Below are 16163 nucleotides of genomic sequence, written 5' to 3'. Positions count from 1 at the left end.
TTAAGAGAACCAGCATGCAAATATGGGTAGACGCGGACGCTTGTCCGGTCGCGATGCGCGAGATGATAGTGCGCGCGGCACACCGAACGCACATTCAAGCCACCTTTATTGCCAACCAGTTTATCCGTTTACCGCCGTCGCCTTACGCCAGTTCACGTCAGGTAGAAAAGGGCTTTGATGTGGCGGACAACCAAATTGTTGCCGAGGCAGAGGCGGGCGATTTGGTGATCACCCAAGACATTCCGCTCGCGGATGAAGTGATTGAAAAGGGCGTGACGGTGATTAACACCCGCGGCGAATTGCTGACCAAAGAAAACATCCGCGCCCGGCTTAATATCCGTGATTTTATGGAAACCATGCGCAGTAGCGGTGTGCACACAGGTGGGCCTGCTCCGCTTGGTCCGCAGCAAAAACAAGCCTTTGCCAATCAGCTTGATAAATGGCTGGTTAAAGCCCAGCGTTATCATGCTGCGCGAGCAAAATCGTCTGATTAAGTCTGCGCGCTTTTTCTCTCACTAAATAGCTCGCCTTACTCAATTTTTTCTGCTGACTAAATAGCAACCGGTGCCCACTCGCGATTGGCGAAGTGGGCAATCAGCGCATCCAGCAGCGCACGGACCGCTGGTGGCTGGTTGCGACGTGACGGGTACAAGGCGTAGATATCCATCGCTTTGGGCTGCCAGTCGGGTAGCACCACCTCTAGCTGACCTCGCGCAATGGCACTATGAGCCAGATACACCGGCTGCATGCTCACGCCCATGCCCTGAATGGCAGCACTGAGTAAGGTAGTTGCCTCGTTAGCTGAGAGCTTACCTTGCACTTCAACCGCGGCGTGTTCCTCGCGTTTGTCTAAATGCCAAATCGGTCGATCAAACTGCTTGTAACTGAGACAGCTATGCGCGGTGAGATCTTCCGGTGAACGGATCGGTGCATGGGCCGCCAAATAATCCGGTGCCGCTACCAAAACGGAATCACACGCGGCGATCGGGCGACCAATTAGGGAAGGGTCGGGGTTAGACGCAATACGGATGGCTATATCAATCCGTTCTGCAATTAAATCGACGGCCTTATCTTGCACCTCAATATCTACGTCTACCCCGGGATGAGCGGCCATAAAAGGCTTTACCGCAGGGATCAGTTGCGCGAATCCAAACGACATACTGGTGGCCACCCGCACTTTGCCAGTCAAGCCCGCATCTTGTTGCCATTGCTGTGTCAGGGCATTGGCTTGCTCAACCCATTGTTCCAGTTGTGGCAAGCTGTGCTCGCCGGCGGAGGTTAACGATACTTTGCGCGTGGTGCGCTGTAATAACCGCACGCCTAACCAGTCTTCTAGCGCTTCGACATGGCGAGTCACCATCGGGCGAGACATCTCGAGACGCTCGGCAGTGGCGGTAAAGCTTTGCGTTAGGGCGACATCTACCATGACTCTTGCCGCAGTAAGTTTATCCATGAGTGTGCTCCGAGGTTGGCTATAAACAATATCGATCGTGTAATGCATGGCGACGACGCATCAATATGATCGAAATATGAAACAATGATGCAAATTATTAGCTATATATCCGAACAAGTCGAGCCCGTAAACTGCACAGCATCTCAACACCGAATGCAAACCCACGGAGCACGATAATGAAATTGATAAAAACCCTAGCCGCCTCTTTATTACTGACCGGCAGCGCAATGGCAGCCAATAACCCTGAACCCTTGAACTTGGACGTATATAACGCGGATGGTAACAGCTTCCACGTAAACTCAACCTTGGTGTATGGCGAAACCGAAGCCATGGTGGTTGATACGGGCTTTACTAAAGCAGATGCGCTTCGCATTGCCGCTAAGGTGCTGGACTCTGGGAAAGAGCTAACCACTATCTTTATTAGCCAAGCCGACCCAGATTACTATTTTGGTGCGGAAGTGCTGCACGGCATGTTCCCTGACGCAAACGTGATCACCACACCGGCAGTACGCGCCACCATTGCAGAAAAACTGGATGGAAAAATGGCATTTTGGGGCCCAAAAATGGGTGACAATGCGCCGCAAAATCCCGTGGTACCTGCTGCTTATACCCGTACGTCATTGACACTGGACGGTCGTAAAATTGAAATTCGTGGCGCGAAAGGCGAGTTGGCACACCGTCCGTATCTTTGGATCCCAGCCAACAAGGCGATCCTGGGTAACGTCGCTGTATATGGCAATGTTCACCTTTGGATGGCAGACGCACAATCTGACCAAGCGCGTGAAGGTTGGGCTGCACAACTAGAAGAAATGGCAGCACTGAAGCCTAAAGTCGTGATCCCAGGACACATGACCGCGGGCACGGCACTGAACGCTGACACCATTACTTTTGCCCTGCAGTATTTGCAAGACTTTGCCGAGGCGAAAGCAAACAGCAAAGACAGTGCTGAGCTGATTAAAACCATGCAAGCGAAATATCCGAAAGCGGGTTTGCCGATGGCTTTGGAAATTGGTGCCAAAGTACATATGGGAGAGATGGAATGGTAAACGTCCACTATATTTTTGACCCAATGTGTGGCTGGTGCTTTGGCGCCGCCACCTTGATTGAAAGCCTGAGCAACACCCCTGAGATTAACTTGCAGCTTCATCCAGGTGGTATGCGTGAGCGTGCGCCGATTGAAGACAGCTTTCGTCAACACATCTTGGCGGCGGATCAGACCATTGCCGATCAAACCGGACAGACATTTGGTCAAACCTATCTTGACCGCGTGGCAAGCGACCAGCCGGTAATTTTGGACTCCTTTGTTACCGCGCAAGCCATCCTCGCTGCCCAGCAGCTTGATGGTCAGGGTGCAGAGATGCTGAAACGCATCCAGCGTGGCCATTATCAGCAAGGTCGCTCCGTCTATGAAGCTGACACGCTCGCAGAGCTTGCCAGTGAGATGGGGATAGAGGCAGGGGCTTGGCAACAGGCGATGAATCGCGCCGAAAATGACGTGATGCCTGCGGTGAATCAAACCCGTCAATTGATGGCAGCGCATGGCTTACGCGGTTTTCCATCCATGCTGGTGGAGCAAAACGGTCAATGGCAAGCTATCACAGTGAGCCAATACTATCGCCGCCCAGATGCATGGCAGGCGCTGTGGCAAACACTGACTCAGGCATAAAGCAAACAAAAACGGCGAGCATGAGGCTCGCCGGTTTTTGTCGCGATCATTATTTGCACATTATCACTTGGGCGCAGTCAGTGGTACCGGCTTTTTGGGCTCAAAGCCTTCGATGATGCGACGTTCCAGTGGATGCCCGAGACGTGCCTCAATCATGCGCAAGTTTTTGGTGTTATCTTTTGAGACCAATGAAATCGCTTCGCCTTGAGCACTGGCGCGACCGGTACGGCCAATTCGGTGGACGTACTCGTCGGCCGGAAAGGGTAGATCGTAATTGACCACGCGCTCAAGCGACTCAATATCAATGCCGCGTGCAGCGACACCGGTGGCAATTAAAAATTGGATGTCACCGCTTTTAAAGTTTTCCAGCAGTTGGGTCCGCACGGCTTGGCTGCGTCCACTGTGAAACGCTTCGGCGGCAATGCCCCGTTTTTCCAACTGAGTGGCGAGCTTGGCGGCGCCGTGCTTGGTTTCGATAAAAATCAGTGCCTGCTCCCAGCCATTTTCTTTGATTAAGTGACTCAGTAGGGCGGATTTCTTATCTTTATCGATTGGAATGCACCATTGGGTGATGTTGTCTTTCGAGGCATCTCGTGCGGCAATGCTGATTTCTTTGCCTTCATCGCCAATGGTCGCTTTGGCCAGATCGCGCACTTTATTAGAGAGCGTGGCCGAAAACAGTAAGCACTGCGTGCTTGCCGGCAAGCGGTCAAGAATATTCTGAATGGCATCAATAAAGCCCATATCGAGCATGCGATCCGCTTCGTCGAGAACCAGCACTTCCACTTCATCTAAATAGACGGCACGTTGGCTGAGTAAATCCCGTAGGCGTCCCGGGGTGGCGACCAAAATATCGACGCCGTCGATCAAGGCTTGCTTTTGTGCCTGCTCGTCCATGCCGCCAACCATCGCCAAGGTCTTCAGCTCAGTAAACTGGCTGTCTTGACGTGCGCTCTCAGCTACTTGCAGCGCGAGCTCACGAGTGGGAGCGATGACGAGTGCGCGAGCGCGCTTTTTACGTCCTGCTTCACCGGCAGATAATTTATCGATGATAGGCCAGATAAAACTCGAGGTTTTCCCCGTGCCCGTTTGTGCCGCGGCAATCAGATCATGCCCTTGCTGGATAAGCGGAATGGCTTTCGTTTGGATCGATGTTGGCGTGGTAAAGCCGCGTTGGACAATGGCTTGGCAAAGAGGGTCGCTTAAACCCAGTTTTTTAAATGGCATAACAGACTCAACAAACAAGAAGCGTGTGTCCGCGTTCCCGCTCAGACACACTGAATGGCGTGGAGTCTAGCACGAACCTTACAGTAGCACGACGCAAAATCTGTTGGTGTTCTAGGAACAGTTTGTTCTAGGCCGCGTACTTTCTGAGCTCATGAGGATATACCCGCATACCATTGAGCGTGTTTTCATAAACAGCTTGCTCGCGGAGGTAAGACCAGGCATGGGCCTCTGTCCCTGTTTGTGCGGCCAAACGGTCAATAACCGCATCAATATGTCGACCCGCATAATCTTTATGAGGGGTAAAAAGTTCCTTAATTGCAGATAACATAGCACGCTCCTTGTGTGTAACTAAATTACATTTTAGTGTTTATTTATCATAGTTTATCTTTTAAACGTGATCAATGTTAAATCATATGTCGATATTAAATGACATTTTTGTAATTAATTTTCATCGGTGTGGTCTTCTTCAACGGCTTCGATCTCTTCTTCTATTTCCACACCGCGATAAGGCTCACCTTCTTCATCATGTAGTTGATGATCATAGGCCGCTTGTAGGCCAGTGTCCTCAATCACGTCTTCGTCCCACTCTTGTTCGAGCTGACGAGGGTAGAGTGGAGAGATAATGGCAACCACAATGCTGGCGGAGGCAAATACCGAAAAAGCGCCAGCATAACCCATGTTTTCAATCAATAAACCTAATACCGGAGAGCCAACCGCTTGGCCGAGTGATACCGCCATAAAAGGCAAAACAGGTCCGAGGGATAAGCGCCCGGGGAGAAGTCGGATTCCGGTCATTAGGTACAAGCCGGTTAAACTCATGTAGGCAAGACCAAACACCAGAGCAGAAAACACCGCTATTCCGCTGTTTTCCGGACTGGCGGCAATAAGTGCCATACTTGCGGCGAGCATCATTAGCATTAGTGAATGGGTAATTGGGGGATTGTTGCGATCTGCAAGATCTGCGGCTATTGCTCCGCCTAAACCTGCAATGCCAACGGCAACCCATAGCCAAGCGGTTGTATCAGTAGGAAGCGCGCCAAGCGTAATAACCAAATCCGGTGCGAAAATCCAGTACGCGGCAGAGACAAATCCCATCGCGAATGCAAACAACGATAAACGGAACAGCCGCGCCCATTGTAATCGGCTGATCGGTGGCGCAGGGGCTGCATCTGTGGGTGTGACAGGCGAGACAGACGGTAACATACGCCATGCGGCCAATACGCCAAGTGAAGCAATTATGGCAAAAGACAAATAAGCAGTGCGCCAAGCCGATTCGAGCATTAGCACTACAGGTACAGCAACGACTACACCAATGCTGGTACCCGCATTCATCACTGAACTGACTCTACCGTGCAGGGCGCGATTGACGATCGCCTGCATAGCCGCGGTGAGGGCGGGCATCATCAAGCCGGTGCAAATGCCGCAAGCAAACACACCGACAGCTAGTGAGACACTGTTAGTCGATTGACTGATGACGGCTAGACCCAGAGCGCCAAACAAGCCAGAAACAATTGCAGTGATTCTTGCGCCAATGCGATCGGCAATCAGCGGCGCAAAACCAGTTGCGATCACAAAGCTAATCAACGGCAGGGCACTAATCACACCTATCTGCGAGGGGCTCAGTGCTAAGTCATCGCGGATCGGTGGGACGAACAGACCGAATGCAAAGCGGGCTAATCCATAGCTTATGGCGATAAGTGCCGCGCCGAGTACCGCAAACTTGCTGCTAGATGGATAGGTCATGGGCCTCCTCATTCTTTGGCTTTGCCAGCTTGAATGTTGCACCGGTTGGTGATGAGAAAATTGTTGTGGTTAATATCGGTTACGTCCAGCCTTTTGATTTGACAACATGGATCTTGGTTACTCAATAACCACAATAACCTTTCTTTTTGTAGCACGTTAAATTGGTTTGAGTTTGTTTGATATCAATAGTGGTGCTCTTCTGTGTGCTAGGGTAGCAATATTCATTTTGCCCTATGGAGCGCTTTACCATGCTACTGAATGTCACCGACAAACAAAAAGAGGATAAGATTCCACCGGTGCTCCGATTGGGCTTTAGGCCCTTCTTCCTCTTTGGTGCTCTGTACTCATGTCTGGTTATTATTATATGGAGTGGGCTTTACACGCATCCTGGAATGGTTTCACTGACCGTTCCCTCCCTTTGGTGGCATGCCCACGAGATGCTGTTTGGGTTTTCGATGGCCATTGTCGGTGGGTTCTTAATGACGGCGGTGCAAAACTGGACGGGTGTGCCGGGTACCCGAGGGCTGAAGCTTTTCGCCATTTTTTCATTATGGCTGTTGGCGCGGTTGAGCTTCTGGGTGGATGTCCCAATTTGGTCGAGCCTAGTACTTGATACCCTGTTTATGGCCTGCGTGGCATGGTCGTTGGGTTATCGCGTGGTAGTGACTAAGCGTCAGCGCAATTATCTGTTTATTCCTATTTTAGCGGTGGCGGCTTTGCTTAACGCATTGTCTTACGGCGTAATGCTAGGGGAAGTCTCACTACCTATTAATCAAGTTTGGCACAGTACCTTGTTGTGGTTCATGCTGCTTATTAGCGTCATGGGTGGCCGCGTGATCCCGTTTTTCACGGAGAAAAAGTTGGGTATACAGGTGTCCAGCCCACCTGTGTGGCTAGAGCGAGCGATTATCGCTCTGTTTGTGCTACTGATTGGCGTCACCTTGGTGTCCGGTACTGATAACATGGTCGCGCGTGGGTTGCTGCTTACAGCGGGTATTGCGCAATGTGTTCGGCTCTACCGCTGGCAAGGTTGGAGAGCGTACCAGGTACCAATGCTGTTCTCGTTGCACGTATTCTATCTCTTTTTACCACTTGGCTTGTTATTAAAAGCCTTGGTGATTAACCCCTGGGCATCAAATCTTATCTGGCACTTATTCGCGATAGGTGCGCTCGGTGGCGTTGTCTTGGCCATGATTGTGCGAGTCACGCTCGGCCATACTGGGCGCAATGTCTATCAAGGTCCCACTGTTTCTTGGCTCTTTTATGCCTTACTCATTTCAGCCCTCGTCCGTGTATTTGGCATGTGGTTTTGGCCCGTTTATACCCTAGAGCTTGTTTCTGCGTCTGCACTGCTTTGGGCGATCAGCTATGGCTGGTTTGCGGTGCGATTTGGCCCTATGTTGAGTCAAGCACGCGCAGATGGCGCGGCGGGGTAATGTATGACGCTTTACCGGACTGTGTTGGATTGATGCTAGGTAGTCTAACGCCTAATCATTGATGAGATGGCTGATAGAGATGGAAGGCGTTTATCAATTAGTAGGTTGTTTATTGTCGTTTTTTCTAGCGAACAACTAACATTAGACCTAATATGCAGTTACACACTTTAAAAGCGCTGTCTCATTTTTAATAATGGATTGAAAGAGGCCGGTTTTATTGCCGCCTCCTTCACTCTGCGTCACGGTGGGCGTGAGGTAGGGTGTTGCAAAAAGGTTGAATGGACGTCATCGCACGGGAACCACAATGAAAAAAACGAACTACTACGCTCTGAAGCTGGCGTTTATCTATTTCTTTTTTGCGACTTTGTGGATCTTATTCTCCGATCGCGTAGTGACTGCCTTATCAACGAATCTAGAGATGCATGAATTAGCACAAGCATTTAAAGGGCATTTCTTTGTGGTGGTGACATCGATTATGCTCTGGAACCTGGCAAGAAGGAATCACCTAGCGTTAGAGCGAGCGAGTGACATTGATAGTGTCACAGGGTTGCACAGCCCTTCAGTGTTTATGCGTCATGTGGATACCTTGCTTGCCCTACAGGAGCAACAAACCTCGTATGTTTTGGTGATTATCGACATTGATGGGTTTACATCACTCACCAATAAACTCGGGTTTGAACGTACTAATCATCTGCTGTCTGACATGGCTCATGCCATTGAGGTATCAACGCTACTCGATAAACTTACGTCGCGCGTCCACGCAGACCGCTTTGCCTGCCTTATAGCGTTAGGCGGTGCCAGCGATATGGAACTATATATTGATAGGTTGCACCGTGAGTGTCATCGTCATTTGCAACGATACGATCAAAAAGCCACTTGCTCGATAGGGGTGGCGTTATTTGGGCCAGATGGTGACGATGCCGCCACCTTGATGACGGCGGCTACGCGCGCCCTGAATGATGCCAAAAAGCGCAAAGGGGCGATAACGTATCATGATATTCATTTAACTGAGCAAGCTCAAAAGCGTAGGCAGCTCGTTTCCGCACTCAGGGTTGCGATCAATAACAAAGAGATTGAGGTTGTCTTTCAGCCGCAATATCGCTTGGCATCAGGCGAGCTAACCGGCTTAGAAGTATTGGCGAGATGGACCCATGAAACCTATGGTGTGGTGCCACCGAGTACGTTTATCAGGCTTGCCGAAGAGCAGGGTTTTTGCGAAGACCTAACGGCGCTCGTACTCGAAAAAGCTGCCAAGCAGTTACATGATAGCGGTCTGTTGGGAGCTGTCATTCAGCGTGTGTCGGTTAATATTTCTGCGGTTGAGTTTAATAGCGAAAGTGCAATCCGGCGTATTGATGACTACTTGCAATTGAATCCAGAATTCGCGCGTTACCTGTGCCTAGAAATAACCGAAACCGCGGCACTTGATGATATTCTTGAGTGCGCACGAGTGGTTGATACACTCAAACGCCATGGCGTGGCCTTCTCCATTGATGATTTTGGTGTGGGATATACCTCTTTAGGGATGTTTAACCGAATCAACGTCGATGAGATCAAGATTGACCGCAGTTTCATCCAATCGATGGAAACCGACAGTCGTGCCAAAGCGATCACTGCAGGTATTATTGATATTGCCAAACGACTTGACATAAACGTGGTGGCTGAAGGCGTGGAAACAGCCACTCAACTTGCACTATTGAAAGGCTTCGACTGTGAGCATGCACAAGGATATTATCTTGGTTATCCTGCTCCTCTCACGCAACTAACCGTGGCGCTATCGGTTTAGTGTATAGCTTCGCATACAGTGAATAGCACTTTTACTCCGCCTCTCTTTTTATTCTCACTCTGTCCTGAGTTCTTCGAATAATCTTTAACAAAAATTCTTAGCCTATGTGATCAAAACCACAATGGAACGCTTTATGTAACCGGTTTCTGTGATCCTTGTCTTCAACTTTGAAACCGGTTACTGAAACCGGTTTCTTTATTGAGTACTTTAGGGTCATCTGTTAACTATCCAGAGTGTCAAGAGGTATCAAAATGGTAAAAATTCTTCTTTGTTGTGCGGCGGGCATGTCAACCAGCATGGTGGTTAAGAAAATGGAACAGGCGGCCCAGAATCAAGGCATAGCGGCAGATATTCAAGCTGTTGGTTTGGATGAATTTGAAAATATGCTTCCGAAATTCGATATCTGCTTGCTGGGGCCACAAGTAAAGTATAAAGAAGCAGACTTCTCGGCAAGTGCAGCTAAACAAGACAAAAAAGTTAAAGTGATTAACACCATGGATTACGGAATGATGAATGGTGAAAAAATCCTCAACGATACATTAGTAGAGCTAGGTTAGGGGGTCGCAATGACGACATTAACGGATAATGTATTCGGATTTATTGAGAACAGAGTGACACCTATTGCCGGTAAAGCGGCGTCACAGCGTCATATTATGGCGATGAGAGATGGGTTCATCTCTGCGATGCCATTTATGATCGTAGGCTCATTTCTACTCATATTTGCGTTCCCGCCTTTTGCTGCAGATTCAGACTGGGCTATTGCACAAATGTGGTTGCAGCTTGCTGAGCAATATCAAGGGCAACTACTCACGCCATTTAACATGACAATGGGCATCATGTCTGTCTATATCACTGCTGCCATCTCTTATAACTTGGCACAAAGTTACAGCATGGAACCATTTATGCCAGCGATGCTGTCATTGATGTCCTTCCTATTGGTATCTGCGCCACTGACTAAAGGAGGACTGCCCGCCGGATATCTCGGAGGTACGGGCATTTTCACGGCAATTCTGGTTTCTCTTTACAGCACAGAGCTGATGTACTTTCTCCAACGGAAAAACATAGGCATCAAAATGCCGGACCAAGTACCTGGAAAAATCAAACAATCTTTTGATCTGTTGATTCCCATACTCTTGGTTGTACTGACCATATATCCTCTCAACTTATATGTTGAAAGTCAGACTGGCATGATCATCCCTGAAGCTATCATGACAGCGTTTAAACCTTTGGTCAGTGCTGCTGATTCGTTGCCGGCTATTCTTTTGGCCGTGCTACTTACACACGTGTTGTGGTTTGCAGGTATCCATGGTGCCGCTATTGTCGGCGGTATGTTGCAAGCTTTTTGGCTCACTAATCTGTCCGCTAATCAAACTGCGCTTGCTGCTGGTGCCCAAATTCCTCACGTGTTTGTGGAGGGTTTTTGGAGCTTCTTTATCGTGCTAGGGGGCTCTGGTGCGACATTAGGTCTGGTGTTTTTGTTTATGCGTAGTCGTGCCGCTCACCTAAAAACGATAGGGAAAATCAGTGTTGTACCCTCGCTATTCAATATCAATGAGCCAGTGATATTCGGTACTCCTTTGATTATGAACCCTACCTTTTTTATCCCATTTATTACAGCCCCACTAGTTAACGCTACGATTGCGTACTTTTGTGTCAAAACGGGGATTGTCGGTGCTGTGATTTCAGTGGTGCCTTGGACTGCACCTGCTCCGATTGGCGCGGCATGGGCAGCAGGTTGGGCAATTAGCTCTTCTTTATTGGTTGTTGTCCTCATGTTTGTGGCGACCGCCATTTATTACCCATTTTTTAAAGTGTATGAAAAACAGCTTTTAGTACAAGAAGCCCAAGGGGAGGAAAACTAATGACATTACCAGCAGATTTTGACCAAGAATCAACGGTGATGGAGCTCATCATCAATGCAGGCTCAGCAAAGTCTTTCGCAATGGAGGCGTTGAGAGCCGCGAAAGCGAGTGACTGGAACGCGGTTGACGAATACCTGTCTCAGTCGTCTGTCGCTTCGAAGCAAGCACATGATGTGCAGACTCAGCTGATTGGGCTCGATCAGGGCGAAGGAAAGGTGCCCGTGAATCTGGTGATGGTGCATGCCCAGGATCATATTATGACCAGCATGTTAGCCAGAGAACTGGTTGAAGAATTAATTGCTATTCACCGCAAACTGGATTCTGTGTAATTAATGTTACAATACTGAAAATCCGAAAGTTTGTAGTTTCGAGGGTATACCCCCTCTCACCTTTAGAGGTACGAATGGCCACAATTAAAGATGTTTGCAAGGCTGCCGGTGTATCTAAGGCAACAGTGTCCCGTGTCATTAATAAGACTGGACAGGTCAAAGAGAGCACCCGAGTGAAAGTTGAGGCAGCTATTGAACAATTGAACTATCGGCCCAGTAGCTTGGCACAAACATTAGCTGCAAGTAGCGGTAATAGTATTGGCCTAGTGCTATCAGACTTTGATGGTAGCTACTTTGGTAGTTTACTTAAGCAAGCATCTGCCAGTGCGACTAGGATGGGTAAGCAACTGATTATTGCTGATGGGAAAAATCAAGCTGAGTTTGAATTACAAGCAGTGAGCTCCCTGGTTGAACAGAAGTGTGATGTGATTGTGCTTTACAGCCGTCAGTTGACGACGCAACAACTTGTCGAGCTTAATCATGAAATATCCACGCCTTTGATTCACGTTGGGCAAGAGCTCCCAGAATCAGCAGGTTATTCAATTGCATTTGATCAAAAGCGCGCGATAGAATCTGCGGCGACCCACCTTATGAGCATTGGTCATCGACACATTGCGTATTTTGGGCCTTGTCCAACAACAAGAACGACCCAAGTTCGGTTAGAGGCTTTTAAAGCGATTACTGAGAAGCAGCCATTTTCTGTGGAAACACAGCATTTGGTGTGTGGCTTTGATGTAAAAGCAGCCTATGAACAAGCGCTGGAACAAATTCCCAAAAATTGGCGTTTCAGTGCCATTGTCGCAGCGAGTGATGATATTGCTATTGGTATTCTACGTGCCTGTCGAGAGAAAGGCGTTGATGTACCTTCAGATGTATCAATCGTGAGTATCGACAATGAAAAAATGACTGAGTTTGTTGTACCACAGCTTACGACAGTTGATATTCCTATCGAACGTATTACGGAAAGAGCGATGGAAGTTGCCCAACAACTTATCGAGGATCAAGTAACTATAAAACCAGAGATTGTTGTGGGTGATTTATTTGTGCGCGATTCGACTAAGCCTCTAGTATAAAAAGATTTTTTTATGAAATTTGCACATGATTTTCTTTTTGGTGCCGCGACGGCTTCTTATCAAATAGAGGGAGCAAAAGATGTCGACGGCAAAGGGCCAACTAACTGGGATGAGTTTGTAAAAATCCCGGGAAAAACCTTTGAAGGAACAACGGGTGAAGTAGCGATTGATCACTACCATCGTTACAAGGAAGATATTAAGTTAATGACTGAAATGGGACTTGAGTCTTACCGTTTCTCTATTTCTTGGGCAAGAATTATTCCTGATGGTGTAGGTGCTATAAACCCTAAAGGTATTGAGTTTTATAATAATATCATTGATGAGTGTTTAAAATATGGAATAGTTCCTTTTGTAACCCTGTATCACTGGGATCTTCCTCTCTCTTTGGAAAAAGATGGGGGGTGGTTAAATAGAAAAACAATCGATGCTTTTTTGAATTATGCAAATGTTTGCTTTGAGAGCTTTGGAGATCGTGTCAAACATTTCATTACATTCAATGAAACTGTTATTTTTTGTGGGCACGGGTATCTTGCAGGTGCACATCCTCCGGGTATTCACAATGCGCCAGAAAAGTATTTTCAAGCGACGCATCATGTCTTTACTGCGCATGCTAAAGCTGTAATCGCGTATAAAAAGCGTAAACAATATGGAGAAATAGGCTTGAGCCATGTCTTCACACCCGCGTTTTCAGTTGATAATAGTGAAGATAACCTATTTGCAGCTATGCATGCTAATCAGTTTAATCTTAATTGGTTTTATGATCCTATTTTGAAGGGAGAGTATCCAGACTATGTGATGGCGTGGCTAGAAACCCAAGGGATTCAACCCAAAATAACGGAAGATGATAGAGAAAGTTTAATAATGTCTGCACCGCTCAATGACTTTATTGGATTAAACTACTATCAGCCTATGCGAGTAGAAAGAATACATACGCCAGGCGATGTTGTTGAGCCGACGCGAGAGAACGCGACAGGAGCTCCAGGTAATCCGAGTTTTGACGGAGTGTATCGAACAGTTGCTATGGATGATAAGCGATATACAAAATGGGGGTGGGAAATATCACCTGATGGCTTTGTGAGTGGCCTACAGCTACTCAAAGAATACTATGGTGATGTTAGAATATATATTACTGAAAATGGTTTAGGGGATGAGGACCCTATTATAGAGGGGGAGGTCTGTGATATCCCGAGGATTCATTTTATTAATGATCACCTAGTGGCTGTTAAAAAAGCGATAGAGATCGGCGTAAATGTCAAAGGTTATTACGCATGGTCGGCAATTGATTTATTGAGCTGGCTCAATGGATTTAAAAAGCAATACGGATTTATCTATGTTGACCATGCTAATGGTTTAGCCAGGAAAAAGAAGGCATCGTACTATTGGTACAAAAAAGTAATAGAAACACGAGGCAGTAATCTTAAGAGCTAGTGCTTTGTCGCTAATCCGGCGGTAGTCCAAACGCGGGTGATTGAGCCCGCGTTTTTTTATCATAAGTTTGCGAATAGATCTGTGTATCTTCGGCTATATTAGCTTTACCTTTTTATACCATTAAATATCATACACCAAGCTATCTTTCGCCAAAAATGGCCAATTAAGGCGTTGTGGCTCCATGTCAGTGCCGTTGAAAAAGTATCCGCGGTGCGGCATCGCATACACGGTATCGCCCTTTTGATACGGTGCGGCTTGCCACGCATGATGAGTTAAGGTGGCTTCCCATAGTTGTTCACTTTCCCAGCCTTGTGGGGCGAGTGATACCCGCACCTCGGCACCGACCGGATTGATAGAGACCACACGCATGGGCAGCGAGAGTTGGCTATTGGGTTTATCGGCAAGGGTTAACTCATGGCTGCGGACATATAAACTGCCGGACTGTTGGGTGTGCGTGTTTAGTGTGGGTTGGATAAAGGCATTGCCATTTTGCCAGACACCTTGTTGATAGTGGCCGGAAAAAACATTCACGTTTCCTAAAAAATCAAACACAAAGCGGCTTTTTGGCGCAGCATACAGATCGACTGGGCTATCGACTTGCTCAATTTGCCCATTACTCATCACCACCACGCGATCCGATAGCTCGAGTGCTTCGTCTTGATCATGAGTGACAAACACACTGGTGAATGCCATTTCATCGTGCAGTCGGCGTAACCATTGGCGCAACTCTTTGCGCACTTGGGCATCTAATGCCCCAAACGGCTCATCAAGCAATAAGATTTCCGGCTGTGTCGCTAACGCTCGCGCCAGCGCGATACGTTGCTTTTGCCCGCCTGATAATTGTTCGGGATACCGCTGGCCCAGGTGGCCTAACTGCACGACCTCAAGCAGTTGATTAACCCTTTGTGTCATCGTGGCCGGTGAAGGACGCTCGCGACGCGGCATCACTTGCAAGCCAAAGGCGATATTCTCTGCCACCGTCATGTGTTTAAACAAGGCGTAATTTTGAAAAACAAACCCGACACGGCGATCACGCACATGAACGCGGGTGACATCGCGATCGCCAAACAGGATCTGGCCGCTGTTACTGCTTTCTAATCCGGCAATAATGCGCAATAAAGTGGTTTTCCCGGATCCTGAGGGGCCAAGCAGCCCCATCATTTCACCTTGCTCAATGGTGAGTGATAACGGCGATAACGCTTGGAATTGGCCAAAGTGTTTGGTGATATCGTTCAGTTGAATGCGCATGGCTTACGGCTCACTCTGGTTCGTTTGTAAGGTTAAGTGGGCAGGCGTTGATGCACTGCTTTCATTAATCGGCGCGGTACTGGCGTGCACGCGATGCTGACGCCATTCCACCAAAGCTTTTAGCGCCAAGGTGGCGAGTGCCATAAAGGCAAGTAATGAGGCACAGGCGAACGCCGCTTGGGTTTGGTAGTCCTCATAGAGCAGCTGTACCTGCAAAGGCAGGGTATTGGTTTGACCGCGAATGCTGCCTGACACCACAGCGACCGCCCCAAACTCGCCGATGGCGCGCGCATTAGTCAAAATGACCCCGTAGATGAGGGCCCACTTAATATTGGGCAAGGTGACGCGGCGAAAAAGCTGCCACCATGATGCGCCTAACACCACCGCTGCTTCTTCCTCTGCTTGTCCTTGCTGTTGCATGAGCGGGATCAGCTCGCGGGCGACAAAAGGGCAGGTAACAAAAATAGTGACCAACACAATGCCGGGTAGGGCAAACATCACTTGAAGATCATGCTCAAATAGCCACGCGCCTAGCCAGCCGTTACTGCCATAAAGCAGCAAATAGAGTAAGCCTGCGACCACGGGCGACACGGCAAACGGGATATCAATCAAGGTGGTGACCAGCTTTCTCCCCGGAAATTGGAAACGGGTGACCGCCCATGCCAACATCACACCAAATACGAGGTTAATGGGTACCGTGAGAACGGCCACCAACAATGTAAGGCCAATCGCGTGGCGGGTATCGGGCGCGAGTAAATGCTGAAAATAACTTGTGATGCCATCGGCGAAGGCAATGGAAAAGATGCTCACCAGTGGCACAACCAACACCAGCGCCACGAGCAGCAGCATAAGCGCGATTAAACTGCGCCTGATCCATGGGGTATCACCAATTCTCACCGAGTTTGTGCTCAT

Annotated in this window: 16 protein-coding genes; 10 read left to right on the top strand and 6 right to left on the bottom strand. The window is 48.4% G+C overall.

Annotation, left to right across the window (positions count from 1 at the left end):
- The first annotated feature begins 14 nt into the window (after positions 1 to 14).
- The gene (locus EHW56_RS04100) at positions 15 to 494 is read left to right on the top strand and encodes a YaiI/YqxD family protein (RefSeq protein ID WP_069587832.1); all 480 of its coding nucleotides are present in this window, start codon (positions 15 to 17) and stop codon (positions 492 to 494) included.
- Between the two features lie 56 nt (positions 495 to 550).
- On the opposite strand, the gene EHW56_RS04095 is transcribed toward EHW56_RS04100, so the two are convergent.
- On the bottom strand, positions 551 to 1453 hold the full coding sequence (locus EHW56_RS04095) for a LysR family transcriptional regulator (protein WP_152794172.1): 903 nt from the start codon (positions 1451 to 1453) through the stop codon (positions 551 to 553).
- A 176-nt stretch (positions 1454 to 1629) separates the two neighbouring features.
- On the opposite strand from EHW56_RS04095, the gene EHW56_RS04090 reads away from it, so the two are divergent.
- On the top strand, positions 1630 to 2499 hold the full coding sequence (locus tag EHW56_RS04090) for an MBL fold metallo-hydrolase (protein ID WP_152798696.1): 870 nt from the start codon (positions 1630 to 1632) through the stop codon (positions 2497 to 2499).
- Positions 2493 to 3119 (top strand): DsbA family protein, encoded by a 627-nt coding sequence (locus EHW56_RS04085; RefSeq protein ID WP_152794168.1) that lies wholly within the window; start codon positions 2493 to 2495, stop codon positions 3117 to 3119. Before EHW56_RS04090 ends, EHW56_RS04085 begins: the two co-directional genes overlap by 7 nt.
- Positions 3120 to 3182: 63 nt before the next feature.
- On the opposite strand, the gene EHW56_RS04080 is transcribed toward EHW56_RS04085, so the two are convergent.
- The 3 genes from EHW56_RS04080 to EHW56_RS04070 all read right to left on the bottom strand — a co-directional run bounded on the left by EHW56_RS04080 (position 3183) and on the right by EHW56_RS04070 (position 6089).
- Positions 3183 to 4346, bottom strand: a complete 1164-nt coding sequence (locus EHW56_RS04080) for a DEAD/DEAH box helicase (protein ID WP_152798694.1) — start codon at positions 4344 to 4346, stop codon at positions 3183 to 3185.
- 127 nt (positions 4347 to 4473) lie between these two features.
- A complete protein-coding gene (locus EHW56_RS04075; RefSeq protein ID WP_152794164.1) occupies positions 4474 to 4674 on the bottom strand; it encodes a hypothetical protein in 201 nt (66 codons plus the stop codon).
- Between the two features lie 113 nt (positions 4675 to 4787).
- On the bottom strand, positions 4788 to 6089 hold the full coding sequence (locus EHW56_RS04070; protein ID WP_152794162.1) for a nitrate/nitrite transporter: 1302 nt from the start codon (positions 6087 to 6089) through the stop codon (positions 4788 to 4790).
- A gap of 248 nt (positions 6090 to 6337) precedes the next feature.
- On the opposite strand from EHW56_RS04070, the gene EHW56_RS04065 reads away from it, so the two are divergent.
- The 7 genes from EHW56_RS04065 to EHW56_RS04035 all read left to right on the top strand — a co-directional run bounded on the left by EHW56_RS04065 (position 6338) and on the right by EHW56_RS04035 (position 14003).
- Complete coding sequence (locus EHW56_RS04065; protein ID WP_172969905.1) at positions 6338 to 7525, top strand: NnrS family protein; 1188 nt, start codon at positions 6338 to 6340, stop codon at positions 7523 to 7525.
- 304 nt (positions 7526 to 7829) lie between these two features.
- A complete protein-coding gene (locus EHW56_RS04060; protein ID WP_152794158.1) occupies positions 7830 to 9311 on the top strand; it encodes a bifunctional diguanylate cyclase/phosphodiesterase in 1482 nt (493 codons plus the stop codon).
- 251 nt (positions 9312 to 9562) lie between these two features.
- On the top strand, positions 9563 to 9868 hold the full coding sequence (locus EHW56_RS04055; protein WP_152794156.1) for a PTS sugar transporter subunit IIB: 306 nt from the start codon (positions 9563 to 9565) through the stop codon (positions 9866 to 9868).
- Between the two features lie 9 nt (positions 9869 to 9877).
- A complete protein-coding gene (locus EHW56_RS04050; RefSeq protein WP_152794155.1) occupies positions 9878 to 11173 on the top strand; it encodes a PTS sugar transporter subunit IIC in 1296 nt (431 codons plus the stop codon).
- Positions 11173 to 11502, top strand: coding sequence for a PTS lactose/cellobiose transporter subunit IIA (locus EHW56_RS04045; protein WP_152794153.1), 330 nt, complete (start codon positions 11173 to 11175; stop codon positions 11500 to 11502). The genes EHW56_RS04050 and EHW56_RS04045 overlap by 1 nt, the downstream gene beginning before the upstream one ends.
- A gap of 74 nt (positions 11503 to 11576) precedes the next feature.
- Positions 11577 to 12575, top strand: coding sequence for a LacI family DNA-binding transcriptional regulator (locus tag EHW56_RS04040; RefSeq protein ID WP_152794151.1), 999 nt, complete (start codon positions 11577 to 11579; stop codon positions 12573 to 12575).
- A gap of 12 nt (positions 12576 to 12587) precedes the next feature.
- On the top strand, positions 12588 to 14003 hold the full coding sequence (locus EHW56_RS04035) for a glycoside hydrolase family 1 protein (protein ID WP_152798692.1): 1416 nt from the start codon (positions 12588 to 12590) through the stop codon (positions 14001 to 14003).
- A gap of 120 nt (positions 14004 to 14123) precedes the next feature.
- On the opposite strand, the gene EHW56_RS04030 is transcribed toward EHW56_RS04035, so the two are convergent.
- Both EHW56_RS04030 and cysW read right to left on the bottom strand, forming a co-directional pair.
- Positions 14124 to 15251, bottom strand: coding sequence for a sulfate/molybdate ABC transporter ATP-binding protein (locus tag EHW56_RS04030; RefSeq protein ID WP_152798690.1), 1128 nt, complete (start codon positions 15249 to 15251; stop codon positions 14124 to 14126).
- 3 nt (positions 15252 to 15254) lie between these two features.
- Positions 15255 to 16163, bottom strand: a complete 909-nt coding sequence (cysW, locus tag EHW56_RS04025) for a sulfate ABC transporter permease subunit CysW (protein WP_152798688.1) — start codon at positions 16161 to 16163, stop codon at positions 15255 to 15257.

This window comes from Salinivibrio sp. VGrn1 (assembly GCF_009377995.1).
Lineage (GTDB): Bacteria > Pseudomonadota > Gammaproteobacteria > Enterobacterales > Vibrionaceae > Salinivibrio > Salinivibrio siamensis.
This window is presented reverse-complemented; position numbering and strand designations above follow the sequence as displayed.

Excerpts from the sequence above, each read along its gene's own strand:
- EHW56_RS04040 (WP_152794151.1), top strand. The coding sequence starts at position 11,577 with ATGGCCACAATTAAAGATGTTTGCAAGGCTGCCGGTGTATCTAAGGCA.
- EHW56_RS04095 (WP_152794172.1), bottom strand. The coding sequence starts at position 1,453 with ATGGATAAACTTACTGCGGCAAGAGTCATGGTAGATGTCGCCCTAACG.
- EHW56_RS04060 (WP_152794158.1), top strand. The coding sequence starts at position 7,830 with ATGAAAAAAACGAACTACTACGCTCTGAAGCTGGCGTTTATCTATTTC.
- EHW56_RS04035 (WP_152798692.1), top strand. The coding sequence starts at position 12,588 with ATGAAATTTGCACATGATTTTCTTTTTGGTGCCGCGACGGCTTCTTAT.
- EHW56_RS04075 (WP_152794164.1), bottom strand. The coding sequence starts at position 4,674 with ATGTTATCTGCAATTAAGGAACTTTTTACCCCTCATAAAGATTATGCG.
- EHW56_RS04100 (WP_069587832.1), top strand. The coding sequence starts at position 15 with ATGCAAATATGGGTAGACGCGGACGCTTGTCCGGTCGCGATGCGCGAG.
- EHW56_RS04030 (WP_152798690.1), bottom strand. The coding sequence starts at position 15,251 with ATGCGCATTCAACTGAACGATATCACCAAACACTTTGGCCAATTCCAA.
- cysW (WP_152798688.1), bottom strand. The coding sequence starts at position 16,163 with ATGAGCACAAACTCGGTGAGAATTGGTGATACCCCATGGATCAGGCGC.
- EHW56_RS04055 (WP_152794156.1), top strand. The coding sequence starts at position 9,563 with ATGGTAAAAATTCTTCTTTGTTGTGCGGCGGGCATGTCAACCAGCATG.
- EHW56_RS04090 (WP_152798696.1), top strand. The coding sequence starts at position 1,630 with ATGAAATTGATAAAAACCCTAGCCGCCTCTTTATTACTGACCGGCAGC.
- EHW56_RS04085 (WP_152794168.1), top strand. The coding sequence starts at position 2,493 with ATGGTAAACGTCCACTATATTTTTGACCCAATGTGTGGCTGGTGCTTT.
- EHW56_RS04050 (WP_152794155.1), top strand. The coding sequence starts at position 9,878 with ATGACGACATTAACGGATAATGTATTCGGATTTATTGAGAACAGAGTG.
- EHW56_RS04045 (WP_152794153.1), top strand. The coding sequence starts at position 11,173 with ATGACATTACCAGCAGATTTTGACCAAGAATCAACGGTGATGGAGCTC.
- EHW56_RS04080 (WP_152798694.1), bottom strand. The coding sequence starts at position 4,346 with ATGCCATTTAAAAAACTGGGTTTAAGCGACCCTCTTTGCCAAGCCATT.
- EHW56_RS04065 (WP_172969905.1), top strand. The coding sequence starts at position 6,338 with ATGCTACTGAATGTCACCGACAAACAAAAAGAGGATAAGATTCCACCG.
- EHW56_RS04070 (WP_152794162.1), bottom strand. The coding sequence starts at position 6,089 with ATGACCTATCCATCTAGCAGCAAGTTTGCGGTACTCGGCGCGGCACTT.